This window comes from Pseudoalteromonas sp. ND6B (assembly GCF_000764215.1).
GTDB lineage: Bacteria > Pseudomonadota > Gammaproteobacteria > Enterobacterales > Alteromonadaceae > Pseudoalteromonas > Pseudoalteromonas tetraodonis.
The window spans coordinates 182,341-203,317 of record NZ_JQFL01000014.1 but is presented as its reverse complement, the minus strand read 5'-3'; the positions used below and the strand labels follow the sequence as shown (position 1 = coordinate 203,317).

Annotated in this window: 17 protein-coding genes and 1 pseudogene; 9 read left to right on the top strand and 9 right to left on the bottom strand. The window is 41.1% G+C overall.

The genetic code is table 11. The annotated features are described in order from the left end of the window. The gene (locus ND6B_RS14305) at positions 1 to 1,269 is read right to left on the bottom strand and encodes a mechanosensitive ion channel family protein (RefSeq protein WP_033102880.1); all 1,269 of its coding nucleotides are present in this window, start codon (positions 1,267 to 1,269) and stop codon (positions 1 to 3) included. A gap of 119 nt (positions 1,270 to 1,388) precedes the next feature. Continuing rightward, positions 1,389 to 3,278: a propionyl-CoA synthetase gene (locus ND6B_RS14310; RefSeq protein WP_033102879.1), complete on the bottom strand. Its 1,890-nt coding sequence runs from the start codon at positions 3,276 to 3,278 to the stop codon at positions 1,389 to 1,391. Positions 3,279 to 3,481: 203 nt separating this feature from the next. On the opposite strand from ND6B_RS14310, the gene ND6B_RS14315 reads away from it, so the two are divergent. After that, the gene (locus tag ND6B_RS14315) at positions 3,482 to 3,892 is read left to right on the top strand and encodes a nucleotide triphosphate diphosphatase NUDT15 (protein ID WP_008111418.1); all 411 of its coding nucleotides are present in this window, start codon (positions 3,482 to 3,484) and stop codon (positions 3,890 to 3,892) included. Here the strand turns inward: ND6B_RS14315 and ND6B_RS19860 are convergent. Together ND6B_RS19860 and ND6B_RS14320 are read right to left on the bottom strand one after the other, a co-directional pair. Next, the gene (locus ND6B_RS19860) at positions 3,889 to 4,062 is read right to left on the bottom strand and encodes a hypothetical protein (protein WP_008111419.1); all 174 of its coding nucleotides are present in this window, start codon (positions 4,060 to 4,062) and stop codon (positions 3,889 to 3,891) included. The two genes, ND6B_RS14315 and ND6B_RS19860, sit on opposite strands and share 4 nt — an antisense overlap. Positions 4,063 to 4,201: 139 nt before the next feature. Continuing rightward, a complete protein-coding gene (locus tag ND6B_RS14320) occupies positions 4,202 to 5,200 on the bottom strand; it encodes an AraC family transcriptional regulator (protein ID WP_013465771.1) in 999 nt (332 codons plus the stop codon). A gap of 96 nt (positions 5,201 to 5,296) precedes the next feature. Here ND6B_RS14320 and ND6B_RS14325 point away from each other — a divergent pair, with 96 nt between their 5' ends. Together ND6B_RS14325 and ND6B_RS14330 are read left to right on the top strand one after the other, a co-directional pair. Next, positions 5,297 to 5,746 carry an SRPBCC family protein gene (locus ND6B_RS14325; protein ID WP_033102878.1) on the top strand — a complete coding sequence of 150 codons (450 nt, stop codon included), beginning with the start codon at positions 5,297 to 5,299 and terminating at the stop codon, positions 5,744 to 5,746. Further along, entirely contained in the window at positions 5,736 to 6,560 is an 825-nt protein-coding gene (locus ND6B_RS14330; protein ID WP_033102877.1) for a sterol desaturase family protein, read from the top strand. Before ND6B_RS14325 ends, ND6B_RS14330 begins: the two co-directional genes overlap by 11 nt. A gap of 70 nt (positions 6,561 to 6,630) precedes the next feature. On the opposite strand, the gene ND6B_RS14335 is transcribed toward ND6B_RS14330, so the two are convergent. From ND6B_RS14335 to ND6B_RS14345, 3 genes are all read right to left on the bottom strand, one after another. Continuing rightward, positions 6,631 to 8,820: a fasciclin domain-containing protein gene (locus ND6B_RS14335; protein WP_033102876.1), complete on the bottom strand. Its 2,190-nt coding sequence runs from the start codon at positions 8,818 to 8,820 to the stop codon at positions 6,631 to 6,633. A gap of 143 nt (positions 8,821 to 8,963) precedes the next feature. Beyond that, the gene (locus tag ND6B_RS14340) at positions 8,964 to 9,347 is read right to left on the bottom strand and encodes a hypothetical protein (RefSeq protein WP_008111424.1); all 384 of its coding nucleotides are present in this window, start codon (positions 9,345 to 9,347) and stop codon (positions 8,964 to 8,966) included. Further along, positions 9,344 to 9,712 carry a hypothetical protein gene (locus ND6B_RS14345; RefSeq protein ID WP_029610020.1) on the bottom strand — a complete coding sequence of 123 codons (369 nt, stop codon included), beginning with the start codon at positions 9,710 to 9,712 and terminating at the stop codon, positions 9,344 to 9,346. The genes ND6B_RS14340 and ND6B_RS14345 overlap by 4 nt, the downstream gene beginning before the upstream one ends. 220 nt (positions 9,713 to 9,932) lie before the next feature. Between ND6B_RS14345 and ND6B_RS14350 the strand changes: the two genes are divergently transcribed. Further along, positions 9,933 to 10,355: a VOC family protein gene (locus ND6B_RS14350; RefSeq protein ID WP_013465768.1), complete on the top strand. Its 423-nt coding sequence runs from the start codon at positions 9,933 to 9,935 to the stop codon at positions 10,353 to 10,355. A 340-nt stretch (positions 10,356 to 10,695) separates the two neighbouring features. Here ND6B_RS14350 and ND6B_RS14355 read toward each other — a convergent pair whose 3' ends face one another. Next, on the bottom strand, positions 10,696 to 12,159 hold the full coding sequence (locus ND6B_RS14355) for a sensor domain-containing diguanylate cyclase (RefSeq protein WP_235420439.1): 1,464 nt from the start codon (positions 12,157 to 12,159) through the stop codon (positions 10,696 to 10,698). Positions 12,160 to 12,419: 260 nt separating this feature from the next. After that, positions 12,420 to 13,298, bottom strand: coding sequence for an AraC family transcriptional regulator (locus ND6B_RS14360; protein WP_033102874.1), 879 nt, complete (start codon positions 13,296 to 13,298; stop codon positions 12,420 to 12,422). Positions 13,299 to 13,481: 183 nt separating this feature from the next. Between ND6B_RS14360 and ND6B_RS14365 the strand changes: the two genes are divergently transcribed. The 5 genes and pseudogenes from ND6B_RS14365 to ND6B_RS14380 all read left to right on the top strand — a co-directional run bounded on the left by ND6B_RS14365 (position 13,482) and on the right by ND6B_RS14380 (position 20,942). Continuing rightward, entirely contained in the window at positions 13,482 to 14,627 is a 1,146-nt protein-coding gene (locus tag ND6B_RS14365; RefSeq protein WP_013465765.1) for an iron-containing alcohol dehydrogenase, read from the top strand. A 189-nt stretch (positions 14,628 to 14,816) separates the two neighbouring features. Next, positions 14,817 to 15,143 (top strand): hypothetical protein, encoded by a 327-nt coding sequence (locus ND6B_RS14370; RefSeq protein WP_033102873.1) that lies wholly within the window; start codon positions 14,817 to 14,819, stop codon positions 15,141 to 15,143. A 173-nt stretch (positions 15,144 to 15,316) separates the two neighbouring features. Continuing rightward, positions 15,317 to 16,570: pseudogene (locus ND6B_RS19555) on the top strand (TolC family protein). After that, complete coding sequence (locus ND6B_RS14375) at positions 16,567 to 17,796, top strand: efflux RND transporter periplasmic adaptor subunit (RefSeq protein WP_024601307.1); 1,230 nt, start codon at positions 16,567 to 16,569, stop codon at positions 17,794 to 17,796. The pseudogene ND6B_RS19555 and the gene ND6B_RS14375 overlap by 4 nt, the downstream one beginning before the upstream one ends. Positions 17,797 to 17,804: 8 nt before the next feature. Then, on the top strand, positions 17,805 to 20,942 hold the full coding sequence (locus ND6B_RS14380; RefSeq protein WP_024601306.1) for an efflux RND transporter permease subunit: 3,138 nt from the start codon (positions 17,805 to 17,807) through the stop codon (positions 20,940 to 20,942). Positions 20,943 to 20,977 lie beyond the last annotated feature (35 nt).

The window sequence follows — 20,977 nt, the reverse complement described above, 5'->3', positions numbered from 1 at the left end:
TTATTTAATTAGTTGACGAATATCGTTCCCTGTTGGTGCCTCATGGGCACGTAACGAAAAGGCGGGTAATATCGCTAATATATGGTCAAATATATCTGACTGAATATTTTCATACTCACCCCAATTAGTTGTATTGGTAAATGCATAAATCTCAATGGGTAAGCCATTTTTAGTTGGCTCTAGCTGCCTTACCATCAGTGTCATTGCCTGATGAATATGTGGATGCTGTTTTAATAGCGCGACTAAATAATGACGAAATGTGCCAACGTTAGTGAGCCGACGACCATTTAACGTACAGCTCATATCTATTTTTTTCGTGGTATTTTGCTCGTTAATAGCCGGTAGGGTAATTTCGAGGTAGTGACTTAATAAATCTGCTTTTTTCAGTGCGGTGATTTCTTGTTCATCTAAAAAGCGCACACTGCTCATTTCTATATGGATACTCCGTTTTATGCGCCTGCCACCGGATTCTGACATACCGCGCCAGTTTTTAAATGAGTCAGAAATTAGCGCATAGGTTGGAATAGTGGTAATGGTTTTATCCCAATTTCTTACTTTAACTGTGGTCAAGGCTATATCAATCACATCGCCATCTGCGCCGTATTTGGGCATTTCTAACCAATCACCAACCGCAAGCATATTGTTTGCTGAAAGCTGAATACCGGCCACCAGCCCTAAAATAGCGTCTTTAAACACCAGTAGCAGTACAGCCGATAGCGCACCTAAACCACTGAGTAATATTAACGGGGATTTATTCATTAATAATGAAATCGCTAAAATACCGGTTAATACGCTGGCGATCAGTTTAATTGTTTGTAAAAAACCACGTAATGGGAAGTGAGCTGCAATGGGTTGCCTGTCAGATATTGCTTGAAAAATATTGAGCATAGAAAACAGCGAGAGCAGTGCAAATAAAATGATCCACTGATCAGTAAACATCTCAATGATATGTAAAAAAGCCGTTCCTTCTGGAACCCAGAGCCTAGCTTGTATAACAACCACAGCACCTTGTAAAACAAAGGAAATATTACGTGTTAATTTAAGCGCTAAGTCGGCAGGCGTGTGGGTATCGGTTTGAACAACTTTATCACTAAAGCGGCCTTTAAGTAGTCGTTTTGAAACTGACCTTAAGATTAGGTGCAATATGAGCGCAAATAAGCCAACCCAGCACAGTACTAATATGTTGTACCATAAATGCGCACTCCCAGGAAAATAAAGACTAAACCATTGCAGTAAAAATTCTCGCAGCTGCGATCGTATTTCAGTCATTTATATTCCCAAGAGATTTATTTGCGTGAGTTTCATCTATTTAATGAAATCTATTTAAGCAGATGGGGCGAGAAAAGTCTATTTAAGCCGCGCTTAAATAGACTTTTTAAAAATAATATTTATATTTTATTTTCAGCAAGTTGCAGAGTTAACTCCTCAAAAATACTCGGATCGTCAATGGTTGATGGAATTTGCAGTTCTTCACCATCAATAAGTTGACGTAAGTTTTTGCGTAAAATTTTACCTGAGCGTGTTTTTGGTAAGCGCTCTACACACATAATATTTTTAAGACACGCAATAGCGCCGATTTGATTACGCACGGTTTGCACCAATTGCTGCTCTACTTCTTTATGCGATCCATGAAAATCATTTTTTAATACCACCATGGCCATGGGGTTTTGACCCTTGAGCGCATCATTAACACCAAATACGGCACATTCAGCAACCGCGGGATGAGCGGCTACAATTTCTTCCATTTCACCGGTTGATAAACGATGTCCCGCTACATTAATAACATCATCGGTGCGGCCCATAATAAATAGGTAGCCTTCATCATCAATATAACCGCCGTCGCCAGAAAGATAATAGCCATCATATTCACTTAAATAACCGGCTTTAAAGCGCTCGGTATTTTGCCAAATAGTGGGTAAACATCCTGGCGGTAAGGGCAGTTTAATAACGACTGCACCTTGTTCATTGGGGGCGCATTCGTCACCATTCATATCTAAAATACGTACGTCAAACCCAGGAGTCGCAACCGTTGAACTGCCTGCTTTTGTAGGTAGGTGCTCAATGCCGACAGGATTACAGGCTATCGCCCAACCAGTTTCTGTTTGCCACCAATGATCAAGCACAGGTAGGCCTGTTTTTTCTTTGAGCCAATCGTAGGTGGGAGGATCTAAGCGCTCGCCTGCTAAAAACAAGCGTTTCAGACTTGAAGTATCGTATTGTTTAAACCCATCGGCATTGGGATCTTCTTTTTTTATCGCTCTAAAGGCCGTTGGTGCGCTAAATAAAGCCGTTACTTTATACTGTTCAACCACTCGCCAAAATGCACTGGCATCTGGGGTTCTAACTGGTTTACCTTCAAATAAAATAGTGGCGCAGCGGTACATAAGCGGTGCATACACTATGTACGAATGGCCTACAACCCAACCAATATCCGAAGCGGTCCAAAACACGTCACCGGGTTTCATTCCGTATACGGTTTCCATGCTGTAATGCATGGCCACGGCATGGCCGCCATTTTCACGAACAACCCCCTTGGGAGTACCCGTTGTGCCTGACGTGTATAAAATATAAAGCGGGTGATCGCCACTTACCGGAATGGGATCAACGCCAGTAGCTGTTTGCATTGCAACAGCCCAGTCAATATCACGCTCAGGCATAAGTGGTGCAGTTACTTGCTCACGCTGATAAATTATACAATTTTCTACTTTATACGAGGCTGATTCGAGCGCGTTATCAAGTAACTCTTTGTATTCAATTACGGTATTCACTTCCACACCGCAAGAAGCACTGAGTACTAACTTAGGCTTGGCGTCATCAATTCTTACGGCAAGCTCATGCGCTGCAAACCCGCCAAAAACGACCGAATGAATAGCGCCGATGCGGGCGCAGGCTAACATGCCAATTACAGCCTCGGGGATCATGGGCATATAAATAACCACGCGGTCGCCTTTTGTTACGCCTAAAGACTGCATTACTCCTGCGAATTTAGCGACTTCTTGTTGCAGTTCAAAGTAACTGTAGCTGCGCGCGGTATTGGTTACGGGTGAGTCATAAATTAACGCTGTTTCATCACCATGGCCGGCAATAACATGCTGATCTACCGCTAAAAAGCAGCTATTAAGTTGGCCATCGGCATACCAGTGATATAAACCGTTTTCATCTTGTGTGTAAGCTGTTTCGGGAGCCTGGTACCAAGGGAGACGTTTACTTTGCGATAACCAAAACGCTGCCGGGTTTTGTTTAAACTCGTTGTAATGTTGTTTGTATTCACCTGACATAAAGGCTCCTGAGCAAAATTTAATATAACTTTATTTAAAACTAAGCGCTTTTTATCAGGAGTGATATTCGACTATGGTCGGTTAAATAATGAACGAGTTGTTTGGTTTTTAGCTAACGCTATGGTTTATAACGAACTAACAACTAGTTTGATGACTTAAATGAGGTAACATATAAAAATGATGAACTATTTAATGTGGTAATAATGAATCAAGTTGTCAGAGTAGGCGTTGCAGTGATAGTAATGCATGATAATAAAATTTTACTCGGTGAGCGAATAGGCGCACATGGTGCAAATACCTGGGCAACCCCTGGGGGGCATTTAGAATTTGGTGAAACGGTTGAGCAATGTGCAGTGCGCGAAGTAGCAGAAGAGACAGGGCTTACTGTTACTAATATTCGTAAACTCGATTTTACCAACGATATTTTTAGCGCCGAGAACAAGCACTATATTACTTTATATGTACGGGCAAAGTATGAAGGTGGCGAGCCTGTGAATAAAGAGCCTAACAAATGTTTACAGTGGCGTTGGTGCGATATTAATAACTTACCTTCACCTTTATTTACTTCATTGAAAAATTACTTAACGCAAGGCGTTTTACCTACTCAAGACTAAAGGCGCGTTGGAATAGGGAGCTGCCATTTATTTAAAATTTGTTGGTATTCACCGCTTTCTTTTATCGCGTTTAATCTATCAGTAATAATTTTCGCTGTTTGCGGGTTAAGCTGCTTACTTGCTGCAAAGTGAAGAGAAGAAGGTAACCGGGTTTGCGTGACAGACCGCACTATAAAAAACCAATACAAAAACAGTTAACATCATACGCAAACGCATAAATAATTGTCTTTAAAGCAATACATGAGGCTAGTGTAAATAAAATCAATAAAAAGGTACACGTTAAATGTGTGTTTTAGGTAATCAAATTGTTTAATTATTGTTTTTTATAAATTGACGAGGTGAGCATTGATACCAGCGCTTAAAGGCGCGATTAAAAGAGCTTTGATCATTAAACCCCAACATAGTTGCAATACTGCTTAGCGAATAATGAGGAATATATGTTAACAAACGGCGTTTTTGCTCTTGCTCAAGAAGCGCGGCAAAATTGGTGTTTTCTTGCTTTAGATGACGTTGCACTGTGCGCGGGGTCATATTTAAAGCACTAGCCGTTCTGATCAGTGAGCAGTCCTGCAAATCGTATTTAGCCATTAAAATATGATTAATTTTTTCTGTTAATAATTGCTGACTTTTAAACTGGGATAGCTGTTGCTCTGACATTTGCTTTAGCACAGCGTTAATCTGGGAGTTATCGGTTTTAAAAGGAAGGGTTAAGTAACTACTTGGAAACTCTACTTGATTAAAGTTAGCGCCAGCTTTTACTGGGCAATTAAACCATTGCGCTAATTGTTGTAACTCACTGTCTGAAAAATGTGCTGTAAAATAAACGCAACTAGGCGAAAGCTGAGGATTAAGCAGTTGGCGTATAACACTTACCCACGCGGTCATATTTCGTAATACGGCCTGTGGACTGCACTGTGGGTCTGCTAACCAAGTTACCTTGCAAAGTGTTTGTTGCTGTTCAAACTCAGCACGCCCTATGTTAGCCACTAGGCTGTCGTAACTCAGTAGTGCAGTAATGGCACTGGCTAGATTAGTACTCGATTCAATTAAATACCCAAGTACACCAAAATCAGCGGTACGTATTTGTTTTCCTAATTCAAACCCGAATAAGGAGTCATTTAGCGTTTGCTGTGCATAACTAAGCAGCGCATTATAGCTTTTTAAGCTAATACGAGGCGCTAATTGTTGTGTTTGCTTATTTGTATATTCATCAAATTCAATGGCAGTTAGTATCTCTTGGCTATCTAATCCTGTGCTTTGAAGATAATCCAAACAGCTAGAAAAGTAATGATCGGCTAAGGTTTTCATTTGTCGCCTAAAGCTAAAAAATAGTCATCTAATCGCAAGTTTGCCATGCAATATTTTTATATGCTAGAGATCTATAAAAATAATATGGGGCACACAATGATTGAGATAAACGTTAAACATAGTGTGGCAGCAACACCTGAACAATTATGCATCTTATTATTAGCGCATGCTGATTTGGGGCGCTTTTTTAATGCGCAGTTTGAAGTGTTAACACCGCAAGACTCGGGTGAAATAAGTGGTGGAAAAGGCACTATTAGACAAATAAAAATGCAAGGTACAACATTTAAAGAGCAAATAATAACGGCCGATAATAGCCACATTAGTTACCGTATTTTAGGGGATAAACCCGTTGCACAGCACCGTGGTGATATTTACTTAAAAGCCAATAATGCTCAGCCATCACTCACCGAGATCAGCTACCATATTCGTTGCATTGCGCCTTTGTGGTTACCCAATTTTATACTGGCTTTTTTTATAAAAAAAGATGTTAGCCAAGCACTTAAAAAAATAGCCAGCTATTTTCAGGAGAAACATCATGAGCATTGAAATTATTTTATTGGCACTGAGCCCTATTTTTTTGCTGTTTGTAGGGGTTGAGTTTATAAAATTTAGACGTTACTACGATATAAAAGACAGCTTAGCCAACGCGTTACTTGCTTTATTACATCAAGGCGCTGATGCCATTGCGTTATTATTATTAATGCCGTTTTTTTATTGGTTGTATCAGTTTCGGCTATTTGATATTGAATTGACGCTATTTACTGTATTAGGCGCTTTTTTACTGCAAGACTTTTTATACTATTGGTTTCATCGTGCATCACATCATATTCATTGGTTATGGGCCGCTCATGTAGTGCATCATAGTTCTACTAAAATGAACTTTACCACGGCATTTAGGCAAAGTTTAATGTATCCGCTGGCGGGAATGTGGCTATTTTGGTTGCCGATGATATTAATAGGCTTTGAGCCTGTGATTGTTTTTGCGGTGGTGGCACTTAATTTGGCTTATCAATTTTTTGTACACACGCAAGTGGTAAAAAAGCTCGGTTGGTTTGAAGCATTATTTAATACCCCATCGCATCATCGGGTGCACCACGCTATAAATAATGGCTACTTAGATAAAAACTTCGCTGGCGTTTTAATTATTTGGGATAAATTATTTGGCACTTATGTAGAAGAGGATGAAAACAAGCCCTGTAAATACGGCATTATTGGTCAATTAAACAGTAATAACCCAATCAAAATCACCTTTCATCAGTGGCTGTATTTATTTAAAAGTACTTACCAAGCTAAAGGGTTAAAAGCCAAGTTAAACGTGTTGTTTGGCTACCCAACAAGCTCTCAAAGTAGTAATAAGTAAGCCTATTTTTATATAAAAAAAGCCAGGATCAAATAGCATCACTCCTGGCTTATCTCACAGTAAAATTTAGTTATTTGGCCGTTGTGATCACTGTATCAATTAAGTGTACAACGCCATTACTAGTGTAAATATCAGTGGTTGTTACATTGCTGCCAGCTACTTGTAGTGATGTAGCCGGTAAGCTTACTTGCCACCAAATATCGTTCACAGCTTGACCATTATTCTGACCAGCTGCCGTATCACCTGAGAAGGTATATAAAGGACGGCCAAGGTAAGCGACTTGCATGCTGCCATCTGAGCGAGCAATCAATGATAAACCCGGAATATTTTCGATAGACTCCGCAGTGCCTAACACGGGTGGCCACGTTGTTGCACAAGCTGCTTCACATACGCTCATTGCCTCACCTAAGTCGTTATCAAATACATACACGGTTTTACCAGGCATTGCATCGGCCATACCCGTTACTAAACGATTATTTGTTGCATCATAAGCTACGCTGTCTGTTGCTGTATTTTCGGTGCTGGTAAAATCTACCACGTTTACGCTTAGCATATTATCAGCAAGTGTAGTGACCATTTTACCATTGGCTGCAAATGCATCGGTACTTCCAACTTGAGCGCCTAATACATGTTGAGTCAAAACACCTGTTAGTGCAGCGGTGTCAGCCAATAAGGCATCTAAATCAGCGGAAGGGATTTTACTAAATGCCGCATTTGTTGGTGCAAATACAGTAAATGATTGATTGGTATCGTTAAACGTATCAACTAACCCTGCTGCTTGCAGTGCAGTTACTAATGTAGATAATGCAGGCGTTTCTGTGGCAACTGTTGCAATAGTTTTAGTCGGTGTGCCGACTTCAGCCGGTGGCATAATCACTTTATTTAATACATGAATAGCGCCGTTGCTTGCGGTTACATTTGCCTCTGTGATTGCCGAATCATTGATAAATAGCGAGCTATTCACATAAGAAATAGCAGCCATGTCGCCATTGGCCATTTCTACTTTGTTACTATTGCTATTAGCAATGGCTACAGCGTCATCAGATAAAACAGTGGCGTCAGGGAATACATGGTAAAGCAAGATATCACGAAGTGTATCTGTATCAGCTAACAGCGCATTAATTGTATCCTGACCGAGCGCTGCAAATGCATCATCCGTAGGAGCAAATACACTAAAAGTGTTATCTGGATCAGCAACTAACGTATCTAAGCCTGTTGCCGTTAGTGCAGCAAGAAGCGTAGTAAAGTTACCATTAGCACTGGCTATATCAGCAATTGTTCCTGCGCTTTGCGGTAAGGTTACATCAGAAATAATAACCGAATCGATTACATGGATAACACCGTTAGAAGTCATAATATCTTTAACAATGATGTTTGCACCGCCAAACGACAACATATTTGTATCTGCGTTTATCGCAATTGGAAGTGTATTGCCTAATAGCGTTTCAGCTGATTGGCCGTTTAAAGACATTGCAGTGACTGAATCAACTGACCCAACAAGCACATGCTGCTTTAAAACATCCGCTAAAACGGTAGGGTTTGCCAGCAGTGTATTTAAAAAACCACTACCAATTGCTTCAAATGCAGCGTCGGTTGGAGCGAAAACGGTGAACTCTTTCGACGTATCCGCCAGTGCCGATGTTAAGCCTGCAGCGTCAAGTGCGGCAAGCAAAGTACTAAAGTCGCCTGCTTGTTGAGCTGTTTCAACAATATTGTTGGTTGGCGGTGTTTCTGACACTGTTTTGGGTGTAAGTACTGCGTCAATAACATGAATAATACCGTTGTCGGTTTTAATGTCGGTCATTGTTACCGTGCTGGTATTAACTAATAAGCTTTCACCATTTAAAGACAGTGCAATACTTTGTCCGTTTACCGTTTCAACGGTTGACCCAGCCAAACCAATTGCTGCTTGCGCATCTACTCTGCCAGAGATCACATGGTAAGTTAAAATTGAGCTTAAAGTATCAGGATCAGCTAATAAATTATTGATAGTTTCTTCACCTAATAACGCAAATGCATCATCAGTAGGAGCAAAAACGGTATAGCTGTTAGTTAAATCGTCTAGTGTTTCATCTAGACCTGTTGCTTCTAAAGCTGCAACAAGGGTAGTGAATTCTCCAGAGTCCTGTGCGGCATCTAAAACAGAAACGGCTGGTTGTGGATCTACAGTGACAGGGGCGTTGTTATCATCGTCGCTACTACAACCTTGAATGAGTAACAAGGGAAGTATGATAGCACCGAGCTTAAATACTTTATTCATAATTTTTCCTTTAATTGAATGTTACAGTGTTACAGCTTTGTGAACTCTACGTAGCCAAGCTCTGTATTGATCAAAAAAAGGAGCGTTATTTTTGTACGATTTAATAGGTGTAAGATTTAATTGAACTTTTATTCAAGCAAGTCTTAAATTTTAGTTTTTTTACTGCGAGGCGCACCCAGTAAAATAAAAAGGTGGCAAATACACACCGATAAAAATGCACTAATTCCCAAAGCGCCACCAAAGCCATCAAGAATGGGAACCAAATAGGCAAAAAACAATGAAAATATAATTGCTGAACTGGCAAGCGTATAAACACCAAAGCGGTGAGGGGCGCTCATGCCAATAAAGGTGCCGCCAAAAAAGACGATACTATAGAGTTCTGCGTTGAGGCTCAGCTGTGCAAAAATCAAATAGGCAATAATTGAGAGTGCAGCTGAGGCTCTTATAGCATCAAAGCGGTTATGCTTTGCTAAATAAAAGGTAAAAAAAGCACCAGCCAAGGCTAATACTGGGTATGTAATAGTCATATCAGCAATCCTTTAGCTAAAACAAACAGGGCTACACTGGCAAATGCAATACTGCCTAATCGTCCGCCAAATCCTGCAAATACATTAAGTGTTAGTGTATATAAAACAGCGCCAATGGCAGAAATAATAGCGATTTCCCAATAGTTGCTAATTAAGCTGGTGGAACACATACCGGCAAAACTACCTGCATAAATGGAGGCATAAGGGTGGTTTTGATAACGTGCAGGAAACGGAATAAATGAACCGATAAGGCCTGTTAAAGCAGCAGACACAACAATAGGTAATGCCAATGTGGTATGCATTATAAAGCACGACAAGCAGCCTATAAAAAAGGTGATGAATTTTAAAAGTATGAATTTAGTCATAAGGCGCACATCATAAAGGTTCAGTTTTAGCTTTAATAGTTAAAATCGACAATTTAAGACTAAAAGCGATATATGTCTCCCAAAAGAGCAAATAACCGTGGCTTTAAATTAAATGTACGCAATGAATGACTAAAAATAATGCCGTTAATGTTCTATAAATTACAAATTATGTATAATGCAGCATATTTCATATATTAAAAGTTATAACCTAAGGTAATTTATGTCTAACTGTTTGCATTTGGCTATTCCAGCTGGTGATCTTGAAAAAGCGAAAGCGTTTTATTGTGACGTGCTTGGTTGTAAAACGGGTAATAGTGAAGCTGGGCGATGGGTAGACATTGATTTTTGGGGTAACGAGTTAACGCTTCATCAAAGCACAGAGCGCTTACCAACAGTGCGTCATGATGTTGATATGGGCGCAGTAGCTGTACCGCATTTTGGTATTCACTTATCTGAAGATGAATTTCAGGCGTTAAAAACTCGGATTGCGGCTGCTGGCCTTGAATATTTAGATAAGCCTTACCGCCGTTTTGTAGGTGATGAATTTGAGCAAGAAACGTTTTTTATTGAAGATCCAAATGGTAACGTTTTAGAAATGAAAACTATGGTAAACCCAGAAGTCTTATTCAAAAAAGACGAGTAATGATTATGCGCCTAAACGATTACTTTAGGCGTTTTCTCTAGGGTCTGTTGACCTTTGCGGATTAAAATTTGTTCAAGCTAGGGGCGGTTTAATCGCGGCGCGAGGTTTGTAACCTAGTGGGCTAAGTAAAAACCAAGCAAAGCTTCCGCGTCCTGCTCACGCCCCTTACCTACATCCATGTAGGCAACAAAGAGTAAATCGCCCCTAGGCAGAACCCTTCGGGCAGCGCCTGTCTGGCATTGATGCTGCGTTATCGCCTATTTATGGGGAATAACCACACCACATAGGCTCTGCCTTGCCTAAATACCAAACAGACTGCTGCAAATTTAACCTTGAAAGATCAACAGACCCTAGTGTAGGTTTGCTTAGCCTGCGCTTTTCGTAATGACTTTTTTTGATACATTGCTTCATCACCGGCTTTTAAAACCTCATCTAAATTTTTAGGCGCTTCGCTATAGTTTATTTGTCCTACGCTTGCGTAAATAGCGATGGTGTTGCCTTGGTGTTCTAAGCTAAGCGCATTTAATTTTTGTTCAAGGGTCGCAACTCGCTGGTTAATTTTATCTTTGCTGGTAAATAATGCCATAGCCACAAACTCATCTCCGCCTAAGCGGCCAACTGCGTCTTCACTGCGCATATGCTGACTAATTGACTCTGCCACCGTGCAAAGTACTTTATCGCCAACATCATGGCCGTAGGTATCATTTATTGCTTTAAATCGGTCTAAATCGATATATAAAAAACACAATACGCCACCACGTTGAGCGTGTTTTTTTAATAACTCATTGGCTTTTAAACTCCAGCCTCGGCGGTTATAAATATGACAAAGATGATCGTAATTAGCGTGCTGTTCAGCCTGTTTTTTAGCATAACTGAGTCGTTGAATTCGCCTACCAACTGCAATAGCAAGAAGCAGAGATTCAATCGTAAAAGCAATCACAAACCCATAACGCTGTATAAAAGGACTGTATTCGGTTAGTAACACTCTAAATATCATGCTGATAAATACACAGCTTAAGGCAATAAATACCAAGCTGGCTTCGTTAACGCCTTGTTTAGCTTGCACAGCTGAGAGTATAAAAATGGTCATCACAATCAGTAGTGACAAATAGCCAGTAACGATTGTGGTGATATTAGTAATAGCGGGTAAATCTAAAGCTATTTTTTGTAAGCACAAAGTCAGTACACATAACGCGGTAATTTTTAATGCATAACTTAATTTGCGCCAATACTCAGGTAGCTCTAATAGTGCGCTCATAAACCAAGTAGCACTGACTATAGTTAAACCAATGCTTAATGTATAAAGGTGGCTGATATATGCAGAAAAGTAGCCATTGGTAAATAAATAGGGCTGGCCTTCTTGTAAAAAAATAAAGCTAACGATACAAAAAAGATAGATGCTATACAGTTTAAAAATAGCGTCTTTAATGCCATAACCTATTATTAAAGCATAAAAAATAAGCGTTGCGCATAATCCATAAAACACCCCAAATATTAAATTGTACAATTGCACCTTTTCAATAAATTGCTGTGAGTCTAGCCAAGTAAACCGGGGGTTATAGCTGGCAGTAGTGGTTAAAGTTAGCTCTGCATTAAAGCTGCCTTGTTCCATTAAAATAGCCATTTGATTTGTTTTTAAAGGGGCTTTTAATTGGTTATTTTGTTGCCACGAAAAACGTTCAAGTGCAGGGCGAGTAAACGTAAAAACACCGCTTTGGTTTAGCGTACATATCAACTCAAATTGGTTAATGCCTTTTTCTAGTTTTATGTCTGCAGCAATACCTTGCGATAAGGGAATGGACACACTGTTTGTGATAGATTTTAAATTGCAGCTATCTTTTGCAATAGCTGTATTGCAGATAAGAAAAATAAAAAATAAAGCACCGCAAAGTTTAATACATAAGGAGGTGGTTGTATGTAAGTGCTTCCTTATTGTTACGGTGTTATTGAGCATAGTAGGGTTATAAAAATGGCAGTTACCCTATATTAACAAAGCGTGTTATCTTTGCTAGTAAAAGTTAATAATAAAGTTTGATATAGCGCATGAATGGGTAAATCTTATTTTTATAACTGTATTTCACTCGGAGTTTTATTAAAGTGGCGTTTAAACTCACGGCTAAACTGTGATGCACTGGTGTAACCTACCTTAAAAGCAGCTTCATTTGCTTTGCTGCCCGCTGTGGTAATTAACTCTTTTGCTTTAGCTAAACGTACTTTTTTTAAGTATTGTAAGGGAGATTCAAACGTTACCTGTCTAAATGCACGATGAAAAGAGGATACGCTCATATTTACCTCTTCTGCTAAACTTTCAACAGTAATAGGGTTTGCATAGTCCTGATGCATCGTTGCTAGTGTGCGAGCTATACGCGCATAATGGCCATCATGCATAGCTAGGCCTATTAAAGTATTCCCTTGGGGGCCGCAAAGGACACGATACACTAGCTCTTTTACTATATCTTCGCCGAATATCTCAGCCTCAAGTGGATTATTTAAAACCGTTAGTAACCTACATGTTACCTGCTCCATTGCGCAGTTTAGCTTTGCTGATTGTACTGCGCCAATGTTCGCGCTGGAGACAGATAAAGGCTGGTGCTGCATCATCTGATTAACCAGTTTGTGCAACATGACAGGATTTATATCTATAGCTATGCCCATAACCGGTAAGTCATTATCGGTAAACGCTTCACACTCTAATGGGACCGGTACACCTAGTACCAAGTAATCACCTTCGCCGTATTTTATTTGATGTTCTGGGAAATGAATTATTTTATGGCCTTGGCCAACCACGATTATGCCTGAATTATAAATAAGCGGCTGGCGCGGTGAACTTTTGGTAGCGCGATGAAAATACACCCCTGGAATAATTGTTTCCATGGTGCCCTCAAAGCTTAGTAAATTATTGTGCTCGGCGTATTGTTGCAACATTTTGGCTATGATGGGCATAAAAGTATCTGTAATTAAAATATTTTGCGTAAAATAACAGCGCTGGTAGTTTTAGGCAAGCTTTAGGCAGTTATTGGGCTTTTTATATATTAACTTTGCTACTAATATGCATCCATCAAAGCTTTACTTGATATGTGACTAAGTAAAGCATCATGAAATTAACCGTCACCTAGGAGCAAAATAATGAAATTTAGCTACGTAAATCCCACTCTCATCCAATTTGGCCAACAGCAAATTGCCGCACTTAGCGACTTGATCGCAAAAGATCAAAAAGTATTGGTTGTTTATGGCGGCGGCTCAATTAAAAAGAACGGCGTGTATGACCAAGTTGCTGCTGCACTTGAAGGTTTTGATTGGGTCGAATTCTCGGGTGTGGGTGCTAACCCAACAATTGAAGTACTTGACCAAGCGGTTAAAATTTGTAAAGAACAAGATATCGACTTTGTATTAGGTGTCGGCGGCGGCTCTGTAATAGACGGCGTTAAATACATTGCGGCTTCTGCAGTATACGACGGCGAAGGTTGGGACATTCCTACTGGTAAGCATACAATTACCAGCGCATTACCAATTGGTGCCGTATTAACGCTACCAGCTACAGGTTCTGAATCTAACCAAAACTCAGTGGTAAGCAAAGAAGCGACTAAGCAAAAATTGCCGTTTGCTTCACCAGAAGTACTGCCTAAATTTGCGATTATGGATCCTGATGTAATGAAAACATTACCACAGCGCCAGCTTGTAAATGGCTTAGTTGATGCGTGGGTGCATACTTGTGAGCAATACCTTACGTTCCCTGAAGGCGCATTGGTACAAGAAGGATACGCAGAGGCACTGTTAAAAACGCTCAAAACACTGGGCGATAACTTTGAAAACCAAGACGATGCATGGCGTGCAAACCTTATGTGGGCAGCTAACCAAGCACTTAATGGCTTAATTGGTTCTGGCGTATCGCAAGATTGGGCAACCCACATGATTGGCCATGAGCTTACTGCTGCCTATGGTGTTGACCATGCGCGTTCGCTTGCTATTGTTCAGCCTTCGTTATTGCGCAATCAATTTGCAGTTAAAAAAGCGAAACTAGAGCAAATGGGTAAAAACGTATTTGGCCTTGAGCAAACAGACGATTTAGCGGAGCAAACAATTCAAGCGATTGAAGCGTTTTACCACAGCCTTGAGGTTGCAACACAGCTAACTGAACATGGTGATGATAAAGCGGCTGCCATTGATAATATTATTGGCAAACTAGAAGCACATGGCATGGTTGCCCTTGGTGAAAACCAAGCGATTACGCTAAAAGAAAGCCGTGAAATTTTAGAACACGCGGTTGCTTAAGCGTTAATCTTAAAAAACCACTGGCTATTAAAGCCGGTGGTTTTTTGTTTTATAGTTAACCTCAGTAAACGCAATTGGCGCCATTAATTGATAAAAAGCCCTTTATTGTCGTTTGCCGCTAATATACTATGTGGCTTCAATTGGTTAGGTTTATTTAAGTCAATTTTAGGCTGAGAAGATAGCTAAATTATGCGCTCAAATCGTTTGTTAATGGTCATGTTACTCGTGCTTGTGCACAGCTTTATAAGTTGTGATGGCGCTGCATACCATTTACAAGAAGACGTTGAGCATGTAAGTAACGCATTATCACAAAACACTATAACCGCTGATAATGACCAAGGACAAAGCGATAATCAGCCACCGGCTGAGATTCATGCACACCAACATTGTCACTGTGGCTATTACAGCACACTTAGTCACGCTATTATTCCTCAACAAAGTAAACCCTCAGTACTTGTGTATTACCATGGTTTAAATTATCCACCTGATGTACCCCCACCGAATTCATTTAGCTAGTTTTTAATTTAATTTCAATTAATTATTGTGCTTTTAGCTGCCTGCGCGTAAGCGTTCTATGGGCTGTTATAGGCATGTTTAAATTGCTAACTATTTTACACTGTCGCTATTTTTAGCGTAGGTTGTGAATGGTTTGCAAGTGAACTCTGTTTATTAAAAAACGGACAAGCTATATGAATAAAAAACCAATTATGCTGGTGGTGATGCTGTGTGCGCTACCTGCTTTTAGTGCGTTTGCAAATGTTAAAACGTTAACCCTAAAACAAGCGTTGATAAATACCGAGCAACAAAATCCGCTATTAAAACGCTATCCTTATCATCAAAAAATACTCAGCGCGCTTAAATCTCAAGCGGCGCTTTCGCCTAACCCTGTAATAAATGTAGAAGCCGAAAACCTCTTAGGAACAAACGATGCGCGTGGTGTGCAAGGGGCTGAAATAACCTTGGCATTTAGCCAGCTTATAGAGCTTGGAGATAAACGCCAAAGCCGCATAAATTACGCAACGGCGAACATTAAAGCCCAAGCAATACAATATCAAAATACTCGGTTAGCTTTATTAGCAACCACTGGTGAGCGATATTACGAGGCGCTTAAATTTCAAACCTTACTTACGCTTAACAGCGAACGACAACACGTGGTGAGCCAAGCTCTTAAAGCAATAAAGCAACGGGCTAACGCTGGCGCTGTATCGCAAGCCGATGTAACCCGTATGCGTTATGCGCTTAGCCAAGTAGAGCTTGATAAAGCTAAGCTAAATAGCGAATTTGAGCGAGCGCGTTTATCGCTCAATGAGTTGTGGAATGAGCAACATGACTACACGAATTTCGCAGGGAATATGGCTACTTTAATACCGCTTAAATCTGAGCAAGCGTTACTCAATGCAGTTAACCAAGCGCCTGAGTTTGCTATGTTGCAGCAACAATATTTGCAGCAAGCGGCCAACTTAACGCTGCAAAAAGCTAACGGGCAAAGCGATATTAATGTAGGTGCAGGCCTGCGCTTCAATCTATAAAGCGATACCAGTTCGTTACTGTTTTCGTTTTCTATGCCGCTGCAATTGAGTAACTCAAATAGCGGTAATATTGAAGCGGCTAACAGTCAGTTGGCACTGCTAAGCAAGCAGCAAGAGCAATTACGGGTTCAGTTACGCCAACAAGTTCGTACCTTGTACGCCTATTACCAAGGCAAAACGTTACAGGCGCAGTTGTTATCAGGGCAGGTTATTCCACAAGCCCAAACACTCATTGAGCAAAGTTTAAAAAGCTATCAACGCGGACAAATTTCGGTGTTGCAATTGCTCGATGCCCAACAAGCTCTATTTGACTCTAAACGCGCACTTATCAATACCTATGCAGTACTATATCAAACGCACCTTACTCTTGAGCGTTTAACTGGCCAATCTTTAATTGAGACTTTTCAACCATGAACAACACGTTTATCGCATTATTAGTATCACTTTCGTTTACAACGAGCCTTATAAGCACACATGCATTTGCCTCAGCAGAGCATGACCAAACAGAGCAAACCCAAAAACAAGGTCCACACGGCGGCTTTTTATTAACCAACGAAAAGCTCACTCTTGAGTTAAAGCTGCAAGAATTGGCAGGTAAAGTTGAGCTGCGCGTATATGGTTATGAGCAAAATCAGCCGGTAGATATCAACGATTTAAGCATCGAAATGAACTTAAAACGATTAGTAGAAGCGCCGCAAAAAATACAATTTACGCGTGAGAATGAGTACCTTGTTAGCACGCAACCCATAAATGAGCCACATTCGTTTGCGCTTTTCATTACTGCCAATTATAAAGGTGAACACGTTAGTTTTGAGTACACCCAACACGAAGGCCGCACTATGCTTAGTGAGCGAGTAGTTAAAGGTGCGGGTATTGAAACGCAGATAGCAAAAAGCGGCGAGGTTGATATTTCTGACACGCTGTTTGGTGTTATTGCACCGACACAGCACGGCACAGTAGAAGTGATGGCGCCATATACCGGATTGATCAGCGATATTTTTGTCAGCATTGGTCAAAAGGTTCAAAAAGGTGAGGTACTGGCCAGTGTCACCAACCGTGAAACATTGCAAAACTACAGTATTAAAAGCCCCATTAGCGGTGTTGTAACCGAGCAATATTTAAAGCGTGGCGAACTGGCAAGTACTCGCGCGCTTATGCAAGTCGTGAACCTTGATAAAGTATGGGTTGAGCTCTCTGCCTTTCCTGAAAATATTGAAAACCTAGCCATTGGTCAAAGTGCCACGGTGTACGATTTACATCATCATTTAAATGCCCAAGGTAAGGTGTTTTTTATAGCGCCTATGATGACCGGCGGGCACATTGCACGTGCTCGTATTGAGCTTAATAACCCTGATGGTCATTGGCGTCCAGGTATGCATGTTAATAGTGATGTCAGTATCGATAAGGTTAATGCTAACGTGCGTGTAAAGCCTGAGGCTATTCAAGAGTTTAATGGTATGGCGAGTGTGTTTGTGCGTAAAAATAGTGTGTTTGAAGTACGCCCTGTTACTTTAGGCGCAAAAAGTAGCGAGTGGGTTGAAGTGATCGCGGGTTTAAGCCCAGGTAGCGAGTACGTCACAACCAATAGCTATGTGATCAAAGCCGATATTTTAAAAAGCGGCGCAAGTCACGCTCACTAGGAGGTACCATGATTAACTGGATTGTTTCTTTTGCGGTTAAACGCCGCATGATGGTACTGGCACTGACATTTTTATTTGCTGGGTTTGGTGTGTATAACATCCAAAACTTAGCGGTAGATGCTGTCCCCGATATTACCAACGTGCAAGTGCAAATTAATACTAAAGCGCCTGGTTTTACGCCGCTTGAAGTTGAGCAGCGTATCACTTACTTAGTCGAAACAGCGATGGCGGGTATTCCTAAGCTTGATTATACCCGTTCGCTTTCTCGCTATGGGCTTTCTCAAGTAACCATTATTTTTGATGAAGGCACCGATATTTATTGGGCACGTCAACAAATTGGTGAGCGTATTCAAAGTATTCGCGCCGATTTACCTAATAATGTTGAGCCAAACCTTGGACCTATTGCCAGTGGTTTAGGTGAAATATTTACCTATAGCGTGCATGCAAAACCCGATGCGTTAAAAAGTGATGGTACGGCGTATAACGCCGAAGACTTACGTACTTTGCAAGACTGGGTTATTCGTCCGCAGCTTTTAAAAGTAAAAGGCGTAACCGAAATAAACAGCCAAGGTGGCTTTGAGCGCCAGTACCAAGTTGCGCCCATGCCAGAAAAGCTCATCGCTTATAAGCTAACAATCAACGATGTTATTAGTGCACTTGAGCTTAATAACAGCAATCGCGGAGCCGGTTATATAGAGCGCTTTGACGGCCAATATTTAGTGCGCTCGCCTGGGCAATTAAAAACATTAGCCGATATAGCAAACACCGTTATCGCCAAGCGTGATGATGCTCCTGTGCGAATTAAAGACGTGGCAAATGTGTATTTAGGAAAAGAGCTCAGAACCGGCGCGGCTACCTATAATGGCGAAGAAACCGTACTAGGCACGGCAATGATGCTAATAGGTGAAAACAGCCGTGTGGTCGCCAAAGCCATGGCTGATAAGTTGATAGAGGTACAAAAAAGCTTACCTGCAGGGGTTATCGTTGAGCCTGTCTATGACCGTACCAACCTGGTTGATAAAACCATTGCCACAGTTCAAAAAAATCTGTTTGAAGGGGCGGTATTAGTTATCGTCATTTTACTGTTATTGCTCGGGAACATCACTGGTGCGCTTATTACCGCCATGGTTATTCCGCTGAGTATGCTATTTGCTATTACAGGCATGGTGGGCAATCGAGTCTCGGGTAACTTAATGAGCTTAGGTGCAATCGATTTTGGATTAATTGTTGATGGCGCGGTGATTGTGGTTGAAAACTGCCTTCGTCAATTAGGGATGGCTCAACATAAACATGGTCGCTTACTTACGCTCAGTGAGCGTTTAGAGGTTGTCACTTCAGCCACCAAAGAAGTGTTTAGCCCCGCCGTATTTGGTATTTTAATTATTATGTTGGTGTATTTACCGCTATTTGCGCTCAGTGGTGTTGAGGGCAAAATGTTTCAGCCTATGGCGTTTACTGTTATTGCTGCGTTAATAGGTGCACTTATTTTTGCTGTTACCTTTGTGCCGGCGGCAATTGCCGTATTTGTGCGTGGTAAAGTAGATGAAAGCGAAAATGCAGTAATGCGTGGTGTTAAAAAAATCTACAAGCCACTGCTTAACTTATCGCTTAAATTACCGTGGGTGATGGTGAGCATTGCCACGGTTTTAGTACTAGTACTTGGCTTTAAAGTTAAAAATATGGGCGCCGAATTTTTACCCCAGCTAGATGAAGGTGATATTGCAATGCATGCGCTGCGTATTACTGGCACCGGTATTGAACAATCGGTGCAAATGCAAAAGCAGTTGGAGCAGGCTTTATTAGAGCAACCTGAAATTACAAACGTATTTTCAAAGATTGGCACCGCGGATGTAGCCAGCGATCCTATGCCACCTAATGTTGCCGACACTTTTTTAATGTTAAAGCCGCGTGAGCAATGGCCAGATCCGTCACTAAGTAAAGACGCGTTAGTGCAGCAAATTCGTCATCGTGTGAATGAGGTACCGGGTAATAACTATGAATTTACCCAGCCTATAGAAATGCGCTTTAACGAGTTAATTGCCGGTGTGCGTGCCGATGTAGCGCTGCGTATTTACGGTGACGATTTAGCCACACTTAAACAGTTTGGCGAAAAAGCCACTGGTTTAATGCGAAATATTACCGGTGCTACTGATGTACGTTTAGAGCAAATGGAGGGCTTGCCTACACTTTCTGTTACCCCAATGCGAGACCATATGGCGCTACTAGGATTGACTGTAAACGACATTCAACAAACTCTTGCCGCTGCTGTTGGTGGGGTGCAAACAGGGCTAATTTATGAGGGTGATAAGCGCTTTTCGTTATTAGTACGCTTAGATAAGCGTTGGTCTGATGATGTCTCTGTGCTTGCGCGTTTACCTATTGCATTACCTCAAAGTAGTAACCCTGAGCTTGCATTTGTACCGCTTGGAGAAGTGGCTACAATCAGTATTGAAAAAGGCCCTAATCAAATAAATCGCGAAAGCGGCAAGCGCAATGTGGTAGTAACAGCGAATGTAACAGGACGCGATTTAGCCAGCTTTGTAAGAGATGCCCAAGCGACTATGAACGCACAACTTAACCTACCCAGCGGTTATTGGCTTGAATACGGCGGTACGTTTGAGCAATTACAATCGGCGAGTAAGCGTTTGTCGTTGGTAGTGCCTGTGACTTTATTGCTTATTTTTGGCTTACTTTATAGTGCTTTTGGATCGCTGCGTGATTCACTTATTATATTCAGTGGTGTACCACTGGCACTGACCGGTGGGGTATTGGCATTATTGCTACGAGATATGCCGCTTTCTATTTCAGCGGGTGTGGGGTTTATTGCGCTAAGTGGGGTTGCGGTATTAAACGGTGTAGTGATGTTGTCGTTCATTAAGCAATTACGAAATGAGGGGTTAAGCTTATATTATGCAATACATAGCGGGGCACTACAGCGATTACGCCCAGTGCTAATGACCGCGCTTGTGGCTAGTTTAGGCTTTATACCTATGGCGCTAAATACCGGTACCGGCGCTGAAATACAACGGCCTTTGGCAACCGTGGTGGTAGGTGGAATTATGTCATCCACTTTGCTCACATTGTTAATTTTACCAGCACTTTATAAATTAGTGCATGCAAAATTTAAAAAGCAGCAAACAGCCTAAATTAGGTAATAACGTAAAAAGCAGCTGAAGTGTCA